This is a genomic window from Pseudomonas sp. GM49 (genome assembly GCF_000282355.1).
Lineage (GTDB): Bacteria > Pseudomonadota > Gammaproteobacteria > Pseudomonadales > Pseudomonadaceae > Aquipseudomonas.
This window is the reverse complement of the sequence record NZ_AKJL01000188.1, coordinates 1-14,043: the sequence shown is the minus strand read 5'-3', so window position 1 is coordinate 14,043 and position 14,043 is coordinate 1. Positions and strand designations below refer to the sequence as shown.

The window sequence follows — 14,043 nt, the reverse complement described above, 5'->3', positions numbered from 1 at the left end:
AAGCCACTGAAGGCGCGTGGCGTAGCGGTTCGAGCGTTTACCGCAAGGGTCAGGCTGGCGCTCTTGAACCCATGCCGAAAATTCCCGTAGCCGGGTTTGCGGCGCTGTGCCGGGAGCTGGACATTGGCGCGCAATACCAGCAACACATCAAATCCATCCTGCTGCCCGCCACACCCCGGGCGCAGCAGGATTTGCAGCAGGATTCGGTTGCGAGCGAAAAAGCGGCCTTTCATTTGGCCGCACTGATCGCCCGATTGAAGGGCGACATCAGCGATCACGCCTACGGCAAGCTGCTCGACATTCGGCATGATCGTGCCGGTATCAGTCTGTATGGCCAGCCTTTGCTCTGCCATCGTCTGTCGCTCATGGGCTTCAGGATGACCGGCATCGTGTTGTTCAGCGCGGTCAGTGAGCCATCGCTGGCCCAACAAGCCGTTGAGGCCTTGACCCCCGACAGCCTGAAGTTCTGGCTCGACTGGTCGCAGCGGATTCCGCTGTTGCCGGGCAAGGAGTACGAGCAGTACCAGTTGTTGCAGGCGTTCTTTGCCAATGGCCCGCAGGGTGTGGTCGATGCGATGCTGCGCAAGGAAGATATTTACCAGCAAAGCCGTTTGTCCGGTCCGTTGATCGCTTATGTGCCGGATGATCCGGATCATCCGCTCAAGGAATATCCATCGCTGACCGCGTTCATGAAATCGCTGATCGGCCAGTTGCGCGATACCGAGTACCAGGCCTTTTTCAGCCGATTCGTGGCGCACAGGGACAAGGGCCGTTTTTTCGCCCGGGTCAAAGAGCGCCTCACCACCTTTACCTGGCATCAGCGCGAACCGCTGGACATGGGGCCGTGGTGGCGTGAAACGGCGGTCGAAAATCCCGATGCCGAACCGGTCACCAACCAGATCGCCGGCGAACTGTGGCAAACACTGTTTGTCGAGCGGCGCGACAAGGCTATCGCCGATGCCCGCCACATTGCCGTACCGACCGACGATGAGGATGCCCAGGCCCGTTTCAAGCGCCTGACAAGTTACCTGTCGATCGGCTGGAACCTCTTCAATTTCGCCGCGATGCTGGTGCCCGGCCTGGGTGAAGCCATGCTCGGCGTCATGGTCGCGCAAATGCTCGCCGAACTGGCGGAGGGCATCGAAGACTGGAGCAAGGGTGACAAGGAAGAGGCCTCGGCGTACCTCAACGGCGTATTGATCAACTTCGCGCAACTGGCACTCATGGGAGCCGGGCATGTCTTGCCAGGCGGTGTGCCGACGCCGATCAAGGTTTCGCCGTTCGTCGAGGGGCTCAAACCAGTGGAGGTAGCCGGCAAGCAGCGCTTGTGGAATCCGCAACTGAGTCCCTATGAGCATTCAGTGACCCTGCCGGTGGACGCGCCGATCAGCGACCACGGCCTGTACTCGCACCAGCAACAGGACTTCCTGCGGCTGGAGGATAAAACCTACAGCGTGAAACAGGACGCGGTGACCGGGCAGCATCGTTTGCTGCATCCGACCCGCGTCGATGCCTATCAACCCTTGCTGGAACACAACGGCGCCGGTAGCTGGAGGACCGAACTCGATCAGCCGCTGGAATGGGATAAAACCCGCTTGCTCAGACGCCTGGGGCCACCGGCGCAGGAGCTTTCCGACGAGACCCTCGGGCAAGCACTGACCGTCAGCGGCGTGCACGAGAACGTGCTCAGGCGGCTGCACGTGGAACATGAAACCCCGCCGGTCATGCTGGTCGACACGCTCAAGCGTTTCAAGGCGCATGCCGATGCGGCGGCTTGTGCGCAACTCATCCTCGACGGTCGGATCGGTGAGGAGTGGGCCGCATTCGTTCCGAAATTCATGACCGAATTGCCCGGATGGCCCGAGGGCAAAGCCATTGAAATCTTCGACCAGGCGGACGAGGCAAGCCCGTTGGTTAAAGAGGGGTACGCGGATGCGCAGCCGGCGCAGACACTGAGAATATCGCGTCAGGACCTTGTCGCCGGGAAATTGCCAGAGCGAGTCATCGATTTTCTTGATGAGCAGGAGCTGCGCGAGGTTCTGGGCCAATGGCTGGCCGGCGACAGAAAGGCGCGAATCGAAGCCATACGTACGTTATTGGCCACGCAGGCAGGTAAATCCACCAGACGACTTTTCGACAGCCTGAATGCGCTTCGTGAGCGCTCGGATAACCCGTTGGTGCAGTTGCTCAAAGGAGATTATCCGCAGCTCTCCACCGGTATGGCTGAAGAGCTGATACAGCAGGTCCAACCCTCCGATCTGCGGCACCTGAGTGCAAAAAAGCGCGTGCCGCTGAAGCTGGCGCAACAGGCGCGGGAAGCTGAACGGCAAGTGCGCCTGACTCGGGCTTATGAGGGGCTTTACCTCGAGGAACTGCACACCCTCGACAGCGACCGGCTGGTCTTGCATACGCTTGAAACCTTGTCGGGCTGGCCAGCGGATCTGCGTCTGGAAATCCGTGAATATTCCGCCCAGGGTGCGTTGCTCGACAGCATCGGCGCGCAGAACGCGACACAGCGCAAGGTGCTGGTTGTCGGCGCCGATGGAAAGTATCAGGCGCGGGACGGGCTCGATCTGCATCTGCACGGTAACGACTCACTGTATGCCTGCATCCTGCACGCACTGCCTGATCAGGCGCGAGTGGCGCTGGGGTATGAGATCCACGACGCCGTCAAGCTGGAGGAAACGATCAGGGCGCAGCCCCTGGCCCGTGAACGGCTGGAGCCAGTCCTGCTGGAAAACCCGACCCTCAGGCCCGCTTACGATCCAGCCACCATGCGTTTGCGCGGCGGCATGCAAGGTTATGCGCAACAAGTGCCGCGCGGCATGGGGTTGCGGCGGCGCGCGCGTTCACTGTATCCGGGCTTCTCGCCCGAACAGGTCGAAGCGTTGCTGACGGGGTTTACACACAATGGCGGCTCAGTCGATCTACGGCTGACCGCGCTGGAGGCCGAGTTCAATCAGTTGAACCAGACATTGCGGCGCTGGGTGGATTCACCGACGAGCTCTTTTCGCTTCAGCGCGGCGGGGCGGGCCGAGTGGCAATCGCGCGAGCAGCTGTGCAGAGTGATTCGGCAAAGCTGGCAGCGGACCGGACCCGCAGGTTTTGAGGCTCCGGGCGTGGTATCGCCCCAGGCGCTGGAACTGGACGGTTTCCCGCTGATTCATCGACACCTGGCCAGCCTGCCGAAGCTTGAGGCCAATTTCGACCATGTCACCAGCCTGAGCCTGCGCAGCGCACAGCTGCGCAACGAGCATATGGCTTTTCTGAATTCGTACCGCCGTGTCAGGTACCTCAATCTGCAGGACAATCAGCTCACCGCCTTGCCTTCAGCGATCAGCGAGATGCCTCATCTGGCTAACCTTTTCCTTAATGAAAACCGCATTGAACTGGATGCCGTGGCGGTGGGTCGCCTGAAAAAACTGACGCGCCTGCAATTTTTGGGGCTGCGTGGTAATCCGCTGAAACTCATCCCGGACATCAGCCGGATGCCACGCCTGCAAGTGTTGCAGCTCAACGAAACGGGGCTGGAAAGCTGGCCCATTGGGCTGTTTGCCCAGTTGCGACCACGCAGTATTTATCTGGATTTGCGCAACAACCCGATCAGCCAGATCCCCGTCGTTGCGCCCGGTTCGTTCCGTGCCGAGTTACTGGCAAGGACTCTGATCAGCCGCGAATCGCAATGGATCTCGGCGGATAACCTCGACACCCTCAAAATGTACATCGAATCGGTTGGCATGGACCCCGAACGTCCGTACCCGCCCCGAGGCACGGTGGACAGCGCGGACTGGTCGGCGGGCTTGACCGAGCGGCAATGGAAACTCAAGCAGGAGAGCTGGAACGAGGTCGAGGATGAATTCGACTCGCTACCGTTCTTCAATGAAATCCGCAAACTCACGATGTCCGCTGACTTCAAGGCCGGGGGCGATTATCAGGTGGATCTGACGGCCAAGGTCTGGCGAATGATCGAGGCGATGGAGGTTGACAGTGAGCTGCGGGTGAAGCTGTTCACCGAAGCCGCCACACCCACCGAATGCGTGGATGGCGGGACGCAGTTGTTCAATGCCATGGGCATGCAGGTGTTGATCCATGAGGCCTATGCGTTGCAACGCGTAGATCTGATCGAGGCGCAGTTGCTGGAGCTGGCATGTGGCAAGTCCCGGCTCGATGAACTCGGTGCAATCGCTCGCCAGTGGGTCGCGGCGCGCGTGGCGGCCGGCGAGCACTTTCGCAGGGTAGACAGCCTGGGGAATGTGACCGGCACCATCGACGAGGTCGAGGTGCATCTGGCGTACATGACCGATCTTGCCAAGCGTCTCGACCTGCCATGGCAGGCGCGGGGCATGCAGTTCCGCAACATTGCCGGGGTCAGCAAAAAGATGATTGAAGCGGCGTTCGAGCGGATCGTCGCGCTGGAGGAGGGGGATTTGCTGGTGGAGCGGATTCTTGACCAACCGCTGTGGCGAACCTGGCTGGAGTCGACAAACAGCGAAGAACTCAGCGGTTTGAAAAGACGAATCGACGCCACCACCGAGTTGCAGGATGCCTTGCAGCGACGGGCCGAGGCAGTGGCGCCGGCTGACCAGACCGCCGTAGAGCAGGAGATCAAGGCGCTTTGTCGCGAATTGGGCAAAAAGGAAGACGAGTACGCCGCAGATCTGCTGATGAGCGACGAGGCTTATACCCAAGCGCTGAGTGAGATCGATCAGCAGGTCAGGCAGCGTCTTCTGACGCTGACTCGACAAGCGATGGATCGAGCCCGGTTGCCGCGATTGAAAATTTCTTCCGCTCAATAAGAACCGAAAAGGCCAAGGCCTCGACATAAGAGTGTGGGAAGTGTCTTCAGTTTCCGAGGGTTTTTCCTCGTGCGCAAAGCGCTTTCCTGCATCGTTAAACGCTTATCGACAGGCCTTGTTCAACAGCTCTCGAAGTTACTTCACGAAAGCTACAAGACCTTGTGCCATTGCCTACGGTTGCGCCAGAATCCGCCGGCTTGTGCACCTAGGGCCTGGCCTCTATCGTTTCCCTGCCACTGCCCATCAGTGGTCGGGTTTAGTCGCCCGCTGGTAATTGAAGTTGCACAAGCGTCCATCAGACAGGTGTTTTCTACCTGCATTTGATGGTGGCTGTGCGCAGGGCACCTTCGGGTGCGCCGGCTTCTTCAATTCCCCGGTCCGACTAACCTGCGTACAGCCGCCACCCCATTCGTTTAGTCGCGAAGTGGTGTCAGCATCACTTATGGAATTGAAGATCATGTTCAAGGTAACGCCAAACCCTCCGGAAACCGATCCGGCATCGCCCTACGAATCCCTCGACTCCAACAAACTCCACGAAGCCGCCGAACGCGCACTCGACCATCACTTCCCACCTACCGAAAAAAAACCACCGAAACGCAAAGGCCAACTTTTCAGCGTCTGCCCGGACGTCAACACCGAATCACTGCTGGCCAATGCTTCGCAAGATCTGCTGTCCATCAGTGCAATCGCCGCCGACCTCGCCGACCATGTGCAAGGCTCAAGCCGCTCCGTGGCTCTGGCACTCAGCCGCATGGCCGATGGCGCGCATTTGCTGGTGGATAAAGCGCTGGATCACCTGGATGAACCGGAAATGGCGGCAGTAATCGCCAAACAAACCAACTGACGAAACCTGCGTTCGATTCTGTAGCAGCTGTACGCAGGCAAACTCAGAACAGGAAATACCGCTGTGCCATCGGCAATACATCCGCCGGTTCACACCAGAGCAACACACCGTCGGCCTTGACCTGATAGGTCTGCGGATCGACATCGATGTTCGGCAGGTAGTCGTTGTGGATCAGGTCGGTTTTCTGCACCTCGCGGCAACCTTTGACCACGGCGATTTTCTTCTTCAAACCCAGGGCCTCGGGAAGGCCGGCTTCCTGCGCGGCCTGGCTGATGAAGGTCAGGCTGGTGGCATGCAACGAGCCGCCGTAGCTTGCAAACATCGGGCGGTAATGCACCGGTTGCGGGGTCGGGATCGAGGCGTTGGCGTCGCCCATCAGGCTGGCCGCGATGGCGCCGCCCTTGAGAATCAGTGTCGGTTTCACGCCAAAAAATGCCGGTCGCCACAGCACCAGGTCGGCCCATTTGCCGACTTCCACCGAACCCACTTCGTGACTGATGCCATGGGTGATCGCCGGGTTGATGGTGTACTTGGCAATGTAGCGTTTGGCGCGGAAGTTGTCGTTGCCTTCACCATCACCAGGCAAGGGGCCGCGCTGTTTTTTCATCTTGTCGGCGGTCTGCCAGGTGCGTGTGATGACTTCGCCGACCCGGCCCATGGCCTGGCTGTCGGAGCTGATCATCGAGAACGCGCCGAGGTCGTGGAGGATGTCTTCGGCAGCAATCGTCTCGCGGCGAATGCGGCTTTCGGCGAAGGCCACGTCTTCGGCAATGCTCGGGTCCAGGTGGTGGCAGACCATCAGCATGTCGAGGTGTTCGTCAATGGTATTGCGGGTGAACGGCCGGGTCGGATTGGTGGAACTCGGCAGTACGTTGGCAAAACCGCAGGCCTTGATGATGTCCGGTGCGTGTCCGCCACCGGCACCTTCGGTGTGATAGGTGTGAATGGTGCGGCCCTTGAAGGCGGCGAGGGTGGCCTCGACGAAACCGGACTCGTTGAGGGTGTCGGTGTGGATCGCCACCTGAACATCGTACTGATCGGCCACGCTCAGGCAGTTGTCGATGCTCGCCGGCGTGGTGCCCCAGTCCTCATGCAACTTGAGGCCGATGGCACCGGCCTTGACCTGTTCGATCAACGGCTCCGGCAGGCTGGCGTTACCCTTGCCGGTCAGGCCGATGTTCATCGGGAAGGCATCGGCGGCCTGGAGCATGCGCGCCAGGTGCCATGGTCCGGAGGTGCATGTGGTCGCATTGGTGCCGGTGGCTGGCCCGGTGCCGCCGCCGATCATGGTGGTGACGCCGCTCATCAACGCCTCTTCGATCTGCTGCGGGCAGATGAAGTGGATGTGGGTGTCGATACCGCCGGCAGTAAGGATCATGCCTTCGCCGGCGATGACTTCGGTGCTGGCGCCAATGGCGATGCTGACGTTGGGCTGGATGTCCGGGTTGCCGGCCTTGCCGATCGCGGCGATGCGCCCGTCCTTGAGACCGACGTCGGCCTTGACGATGCCCCAGTGATCGATGATCAGTGCGTTGGTGATCAGGGTGTCGACCACTTCGGCAGCCAGCAACTGACTCTGACCCTGTCCGTCACGGATGACTTTGCCGCCGCCAAATTTCACTTCTTCGCCGTAGGTGGTGAAGTCCTGTTCCACTTCGATCCACAACTCGGTATCGGCCAGGCGCACCTTGTCACCGACGGTGGGACCGAACATGTCGGCGTAGGCTTGTCTTGAAATTTTCATGCGCTTGCCTTGGGGTTTAATTGGATTTGAAATCGTTCGCTGCGCTCACTATCGCGAGCAAGCTCGCTCCCACAGAGGAACGCGATCAACTGTGGGAGCGAGTTTGCTCGCGATGACGCCAGTGCGGCCGCAGCGTTACTTAAAGATCACCCATGATCCGCCCGGCAAAGCCGAACACCCGACGGTGCCCCGCCAAATCCACCAACTCCACCTCGCGGCTCTGCCCCGGTTCGAAGCGCACGGCCGTACCGGCGGGGACGTTCAGGCGCATGCCGCGGCTGGCGGCGCGGTCGAACGTGAGCGCGTCGTTGGTTTCGAAAAAGTGGTAGTGCGAGCCGACCTGGATCGGCCGGTCGCCGCTGTTGGCCACCATCAGGCTGAGGGTACGCCGGCCTACGTTGAGTTCGATCTCGCCGGGCTGGATCTGGTATTCACCGGGAATCATCAATGGGCTCCTTGGAGAATCTTGTAGTAGAGGGCAGTCGGCTTGTAGCGGCCGCTCGGGTCGCAGGCGTAGTCGGGAATTTCGCCGGCGCGGGTGTAACCCAGCGCCTTGTAGAAATCTTCCGCCGGCGAGCCCGCTTCGGTGTCGAGGTAAAGCATGCCGCGCTTGTGCTGCAGGGCGGCCTGCTCAAGCGCAGTCATCAATTGTTGGCCGAGACCGCGACGTCGCGCCTGTTCGCGCACCAGCAGCTTTTGCACCTCGGCACGGTTCAGTCCGTTGGCTTTCTGGCACAGCGTCAGTTGCACGCTGGCCAGCACCTGTTCGTCCTTGACCACCACCCACAGCAACACATTGCCCTTGTTCAGGTTCTCCTGAACTTCATCAAAATACGCGCGGGCCTGGGTGGCATCGAGGTCGGCCATGAAGCCGACACTGGCGCCATAGCCGACGGCATCGAGCAGCAGGTCAATCAGTCCCTGACGATAGTGCGCAAAGCTTTCAACGTTGACGCGTCGCAGTTGGGCGGGGTTCATCGGGTATCACTCCTTGCTGGCGCTCGGCGGTTGCGCGCCAGGATTGAGGGTCAGTTGCATGAAGGTCAGGTCCAGCCAGCGACCGAACTTGGTGCCGACCTGCGGCATTTGCCCGGTGGTCACGAAGCCGATGCGCTCATGCAAGCGAATGGATGCGGCGTTACCGCTTTCGATGGCGGCGACCATCACGTGCTTGCCGCAGCCTTTGGCGCGCTCGATCAGTGCTTCCATCAGTTGCGGGCCGAGGCCATTGCCACGCTGGTCGCTGCGCACGTAGACCGAGTGCTCGACGGTGTGGCGGAAACCGTCGAAGGGTCGCCAGTCGCCGAACGAGGCGTACCCGAGCACCGAGTTGTCGGCATCGACAATCACCAGAATCGGATAACGCTGGGATTGCCGGGCACTGAACCAGGTCTGGCGGTTTTCGAGGTCGACCGCCTGCTCGTTCCAGATCGCCGTGGTGTTGAGCACCGCGTCGTTGTAGATGTCGCGAATGGCCGGTAGATCAGCATGCACGGCATCGCGAATGTGGTAAGTCATGGCGCGACCTCAGGCGATGGGTTGGTGGACGGTGACCAGTTTGGTGCCGTCGGGAAAGGTGGCCTCGACCTGGATTTCCGGGATCATTTCCGGGATGCCTTCCATCACCTGTTCGCGGGTCAGCAGGGTGGTGCCCAGGTGCATCAGGTCGGCCACGGTCTGGCCGTCGCGGGCACCTTCAAGCAGCGCGGCGGAGATGTAGGCCATGGCCTCCGGGTAATTGAGCTTCACACCGCGAGCCAAACGCCGCTCGGCCACCAGGCCGGCAGTGAAGATCAGCAGCTTGTCTTTTTCGCGTGGGGTCAGGTCCATCGTAGACATCCATAATCGGCAGTTAAAAGGTGTTGGATTTGTAAATACAAATCCCCTGTAGGAGCGAGCCTGCTCGCGATGGCGTCGGCACAGTCAACATTCATGGCGCCTGACACACTGCAATCGCGAGCAAGCTCGCTCCCACAAAAAAGCAATTCAGGTGCTCCATATTCTGGGTGATACGGCCTCGCGACCCAGAAGGGCAGGGCGTAACAACTTCCAAAGTTCAATCAACCATCCCCGCGCCAACAACGCTTCACTGGCCAGACACCGTGCAACCAGCAACCCAGGCAGTTGGGTCAGATCCCCGCGCACGTCGTTGGGCAGCGAGCGGCAGGTTTCCAGCAAGTCGCTATCGATTTCCCCGGTCACCAACAACGTCGCAAACACCGGTTGCCCATCCAGCCCGATGGGCGAATCAAGCAAACCATCCGCCCCGACAATGCGCTGGCGCTCATGCCAGAGCAACTGACCGTTGCGACGGATATCCAGTTGCGCCTGGAAGTGTCCAAGGTCGAAGCGCTCGCCACTGGCCGGGCGGCCCAGGGCCACGACATCCCAGTAGAACAGCCGCGCATCGCCTTCAAGGTCAATAGTGGTGCTGAGTTCAGCCTGGGCAGCGCTGAAAATGATCGTCTCCTGGGGCAGCCACTCCAGTGTCGCACCGGCCTCCACCGTCAACTTCAGCTGCTGATAAGCGGGGCCGGCGGCGCGATACCACTTGGCCGCACCGGGGCTGGTGATCTGTGCCCAGGCATCGCGTTCGACACTGGCCGAGATATCCAGCCGATCACCGCCGGCAATCCCGCCGGGTGGGTGGACGATGATGTGCTGGCAGACTTCCGGTCCTTCGGCATACAGGTGTTTTTGTACCCGCAGCGGACCTTTGTGCCGGCGCAGAACCGGGCGCGAGGTCTCGCCGAACCGGGCATAACCCAGTTCGAGCTCGGCATGCCAACTGGGCGTGAACAAAAGGGAGGCAGGTAGATTCATGGTTTCTAATTATCGTTAGGATGCTACAGATTAGATCGAACCTTAGATGGTAACCAAGCCGCGCACACCTTCGGCTTCCATATTCTCGCCGCGACCCTGTTGCACGATTTCGCCCCGGGACATCACCAGGTATTGATCGGCCAGTTCGGCGGCGAAGTCGTAGAACTGCTCGACCAGTAGAATTGCCATGTCGCCCCGGGCGGCGAGTTTTTTGATCACTGCTCCGATTTCCTTGATCACCGACGGCTGGATGCCTTCGGTGGGCTCATCGAGGATCAGCAGGCGAGGGCGACTGGCCAACGCACGGCCGATGGCCAGTTGTTGTTGCTGGCCGCCGGACAGGTCGCCCCCCCGGCGTTGCTTCATTTGCAGCAGCACCGGGAACAGCTCGTAGATGAACGCCGGCACTTCCCTGGCTTCGCTACCGGGGAAACGCGACAGACCCATCAGCAGGTTTTCTTCCACGGTGAGGCGGCCAAAGATCTCCCGGCCTTGCGGCACGTAGGCAATGCCGGCATGCACGCGCTGGTGTGGCTTGAACGTGGTGATCGGTTTGCCCTCCCACTTCACCGCTCCTTCCTTGGCGGGCAGCAGGCCCATCAGGCATTTGAGCAGGGTGGTCTTGCCCACGCCGTTGCGCCCGAGCAGGCAGGTGACCTCGCCGACCTTCACGTCGAATGTCAGGCCGCGCAGGATGTGGCTTCCGCCGTAGTATTGGTGCAGTTTGTCGACTTGCAGCATGTTCGAATTCCTTCTGTTTTACACAGAACCCTGTGGGAGCGGGCTTGCCCGCGATGAGGGCGGTACATCCAATATTTTCGTTGACTGACACACTGCCATCGCGGGCAAGCCCGCTCCCACAGGTTATGTATTTGCAGGTTTAACGACCGAGATAAACCTCGATCACCCGCTCGTTGTCCTGCACCTGCTCCAGCGATCCTTCGGCCAGCACGCTGCCCTGATGCAACACGGTGACGTGGTCGGCGATGGAGCCGACGAAACCCATGTCGTGTTCCACCACCATCAGCGAATGCTTGCCCGCCAGGCTCTTGAACAGCTCGGCGGTGAATTCGGTTTCGGCGTCGGTCATGCCCGCCACCGGTTCGTCGAGCAGCAGCAATTGCGGGTCCTGCATCAGCAGCATGCCGATCTCCAGGAACTGCTTCTGGCCGTGGGACAGCAGGCCGGCCGGGCGATTGACCGAGCTGGTCAGGCGAATGGTCTCCAGCACTTCGGCGATGCGATCTTTTTGTTCACCGTTCAAGCGCGCCCGCAGGCTGGCCCATACCGACTTGTCGGTTTTCTGTGCCAGTTCCAGGTTCTCGAACACGCTCAAGGCTTCGAACACCGTCGGCTTCTGGAACTTGCGGCCGATACCAGCCTGGGCGATCTGCACTTCGCTCATCTGCGTCAGGTCCAGGGTTTCGCCGAACCAGGCCTTGCCGTGGCTGGGGCGGGTCTTGCCGGTGATCACGTCCATCAGCGTGGTCTTGCCCGCGCCGTTGGGGCCGATGATGCAGCGCAACTCACCGACGCCGATGTACAGGTTCAGATTGTTCAGCGCGCGGAAGCCGTCGAAGCTGACGCTGATGTCTTCCAGGGTCAGGATGGTGCCGTGGCGCGTGTTCAAGCCTTTGCCGGCACGTTGGCCGAGGCCGATGGCGTCACGGCTGCTGCCGGCGTCCTTGTTGGGTTCTACGGGGAAAAACGCCGGTTCGAGCATGAATTCAGCGGTTGCCGTGATTCTCATGATTCACCTCTTTTCTTCAGCAGACCGATCACGCCTTTGGGCAAATACAGGGTCACGACGATGAACAATGCGCCGAGGAAAAACAGCCAGTACTCGGGGAAGGCCACGGTGAACCAGCTCTTCATGCCGTTGACCACACCGGCACCGAGCAACGGGCCGATCAAGGTGCCGCGACCGCCAAGGGCCACCCACACCGCCGCTTCAATCGAGTTGGTCGGCGACATCTCGCTCGGGTTGATGATGCCGACTTGCGGCACGTACAGCGCACCGGCCAGACCACACAACACCGCGCTCAACACCCAGACAAACAACTTGAACCCGCGCGGATCGTAGCCGCAGAACATCAAGCGGTTCTCCGCGTCACGCAGGGCGGTCAGCACCCGGCCGAACTTGCTCTGCGCCAGGCGCCAGCCGATGTACAGGCTCGCCACCAGCAACAGCACCGTGGCGAAAAACAGCACCGCGCGGGTGCCCGGTTCGGTGATGCCGAAGCCAAGAATAGTGCGGAAGTTGGTGAAGCCGTTGTTGCCGCCAAAACCGGTTTCGTTGCGGAAGAACAGCAACATGCCGGCGAAGGTCAGGGCCTGGGTCATGATCGAGAAGTACACGCCCTTGATCCGCGAACGGAAGGCGAAGAAGCCGAACACCAGCGCCAGCAGCCCCGGTGCCAGTATCACCAGGCACAGGGTCCAGAGGAAGCTGCTGGTGCCGGTCCAGAACCAGGGCATTTCGGTCCACGACAGGAAGGTCATGAACGCCGGCAGGCCATCGCCCGAGGCCTGGCGCATCAGGTACATGCCCATCGCGTAACCGCCGAGGGCGAAGAACAGGCCATGGCCGAGGGACAGCAGACCGGCGTAGCCCCAGACCAGATCGAGGGCCAACGCGACGATGGCGTAACAGAGGATTTTGCCCACCAGGGTCAGCGTGTAGGCGGAGACGTGCAGCGTGCTGCCCGCCGGCAACAGCGACAGCAGTGGTAACGCCAGCAATAGAACGAGGATCACCGTACCAATGGCAATCGTGACTTTCGGGCCGGCCTTTTGTGTGGCCTGGAGCATCAGGGGCTGGTTCATCAGTCGATCACCCGTCCTTTGAGTGCGAAGAGACCTTGCGGACGTTTCTGGATGAACAGAATGATCAGCGCGAGGATGAGGATCTTGCCGAGCACGGCACCGATCTGCGGTTCGAGAATCTTGTTGGCTATCCCTAAGCCGAATGCGGCCAAAACACTGCCGGCCAGCTGGCCGACACCACCAAGCACCACCACCAGGAACGAATCGATGATGTAGCTCTGGCCAAGGTCCGGGCCGACGTTACCGATCTGGCTCAGGGCCACGCCACCGAGGCCGGCGATGCCCGAGCCGAGGCCGAAGGCGAGCATGTCCACGCGCCCGGTGGGCACGCCGCAGCAGGCGGCCATGTTGCGGTTCTGGGTGACCGCTCGCACGTTCAGGCCCAGGCGCGTCTTGTTCAGCAGCAGCCAGGTCAGCACCACCACGAACAGTGCAAAGGCAATGATGACGATGCGGTTGTAGGGCAACACGAGATTGGGCAGCACCTGAATCCCGCCCGACAGCCAGGCCGGGTTGGCCACTTCGACGTTCTGCGCGCCGAACAGCAACCGGACAAGCTGAATCAACATGAGGCTGATGCCCCAGGTGGCGAGCAGGGTTTCCAGCGGACGGCCGTAGAGGTGGCGAATCACCGTGCGCTCCAGCGCCATACCGATGGCCGCGGTGACGAAAAACGCCACCGGCAATGCGATCAATGGATAGAACTCGATGGCCTGCGGCGCGAAGCGCTGGAACATCAGTTGCACTACATAGGTCGAGTAGGCGCCGAGCATCAGCATCTCGCCGTGGGCCATATTGATCACGCCGAGCAGGCCGAAGGTGATCGCCAGACCGAGGGCGGCGAGCAGCAGTATCGATCCCAGTGACATGCCGCTGAATGCCTGACCGAGTATCTCGCCGACCAGCAGTTTGCGTTTGACTTGAGCGAGGCTGGTTTCAGCGGCGGTACGCACATTCGCATCGGTTTCAACACCCGGCTCCAGCAGGCTTTCGAGGCGGGTGCGGGCCAG

12 protein-coding genes are annotated in these 14,043 nt (G+C 60.7%); 2 read left to right on the top strand and 10 right to left on the bottom strand.

Going from position 1 to position 14,043, the window contains the following annotated elements; genetic code table 11:
- Together PMI29_RS12190 and PMI29_RS12195 are read left to right on the top strand one after the other, a co-directional pair.
- Positions 1-4,796 (top strand): NEL-type E3 ubiquitin ligase domain-containing protein (locus PMI29_RS12190; RefSeq protein WP_007999391.1); only part of this gene is annotated, 4,796 nt, incomplete at its 5' end.
- 457 nt (positions 4,797-5,253) lie between these two features.
- Positions 5,254-5,640 (top strand): DUF6124 family protein, encoded by a 387-nt coding sequence (locus tag PMI29_RS12195; RefSeq protein ID WP_007999389.1) that lies wholly within the window; start codon positions 5,254-5,256, stop codon positions 5,638-5,640.
- Between the two features lie 43 nt (positions 5,641-5,683).
- Here PMI29_RS12195 and ureC read toward each other — a convergent pair whose 3' ends face one another.
- The 10 genes from ureC to urtB form a co-directional block, all read right to left on the bottom strand.
- Positions 5,684-7,384 carry an urease subunit alpha gene (gene ureC, locus PMI29_RS12200; protein WP_007999387.1) on the bottom strand — a complete coding sequence of 567 codons (1,701 nt, stop codon included), beginning with the start codon at positions 7,382-7,384 and terminating at the stop codon, positions 5,684-5,686.
- Between the two features lie 139 nt (positions 7,385-7,523).
- Positions 7,524-7,829, bottom strand: a complete 306-nt coding sequence (locus tag PMI29_RS12205) for an urease subunit beta (protein ID WP_007999385.1) — start codon at positions 7,827-7,829, stop codon at positions 7,524-7,526.
- Positions 7,829-8,362 (bottom strand): GNAT family N-acetyltransferase, encoded by a 534-nt coding sequence (locus PMI29_RS12210; RefSeq protein ID WP_007990854.1) that lies wholly within the window; start codon positions 8,360-8,362, stop codon positions 7,829-7,831. The genes PMI29_RS12205 and PMI29_RS12210 overlap by 1 nt, the downstream gene beginning before the upstream one ends.
- A gap of 6 nt (positions 8,363-8,368) precedes the next feature.
- Positions 8,369-8,902 carry a GNAT family N-acetyltransferase gene (locus tag PMI29_RS12215; protein WP_007999382.1) on the bottom strand — a complete coding sequence of 178 codons (534 nt, stop codon included), beginning with the start codon at positions 8,900-8,902 and terminating at the stop codon, positions 8,369-8,371.
- Between the two features lie 9 nt (positions 8,903-8,911).
- The gene (locus PMI29_RS12220; protein ID WP_007999380.1) at positions 8,912-9,214 is read right to left on the bottom strand and encodes an urease subunit gamma; all 303 of its coding nucleotides are present in this window, start codon (positions 9,212-9,214) and stop codon (positions 8,912-8,914) included.
- A gap of 156 nt (positions 9,215-9,370) precedes the next feature.
- Positions 9,371-10,207 (bottom strand): urease accessory protein UreD, encoded by an 837-nt coding sequence (locus PMI29_RS12225; RefSeq protein WP_007999377.1) that lies wholly within the window; start codon positions 10,205-10,207, stop codon positions 9,371-9,373.
- A gap of 42 nt (positions 10,208-10,249) precedes the next feature.
- Positions 10,250-10,948: an urea ABC transporter ATP-binding subunit UrtE gene (gene urtE, locus PMI29_RS12230; protein WP_007999375.1), complete on the bottom strand. Its 699-nt coding sequence runs from the start codon at positions 10,946-10,948 to the stop codon at positions 10,250-10,252.
- 139 nt (positions 10,949-11,087) lie between these two features.
- Positions 11,088-11,957 (bottom strand): urea ABC transporter ATP-binding protein UrtD, encoded by an 870-nt coding sequence (urtD, locus tag PMI29_RS12235; protein ID WP_007999373.1) that lies wholly within the window; start codon positions 11,955-11,957, stop codon positions 11,088-11,090.
- On the bottom strand, positions 11,954-13,033 hold the full coding sequence (gene urtC / locus PMI29_RS12240; protein ID WP_007999371.1) for an urea ABC transporter permease subunit UrtC: 1,080 nt from the start codon (positions 13,031-13,033) through the stop codon (positions 11,954-11,956). Before urtC ends, urtD begins: the two co-directional genes overlap by 4 nt.
- The coding region (gene urtB, locus PMI29_RS12245; RefSeq protein ID WP_033052474.1) for an urea ABC transporter permease subunit UrtB at positions 13,033-14,043 on the bottom strand (1,011 nt) is incomplete at its 5' end. The genes urtB and urtC, both read right to left, overlap by 1 nt.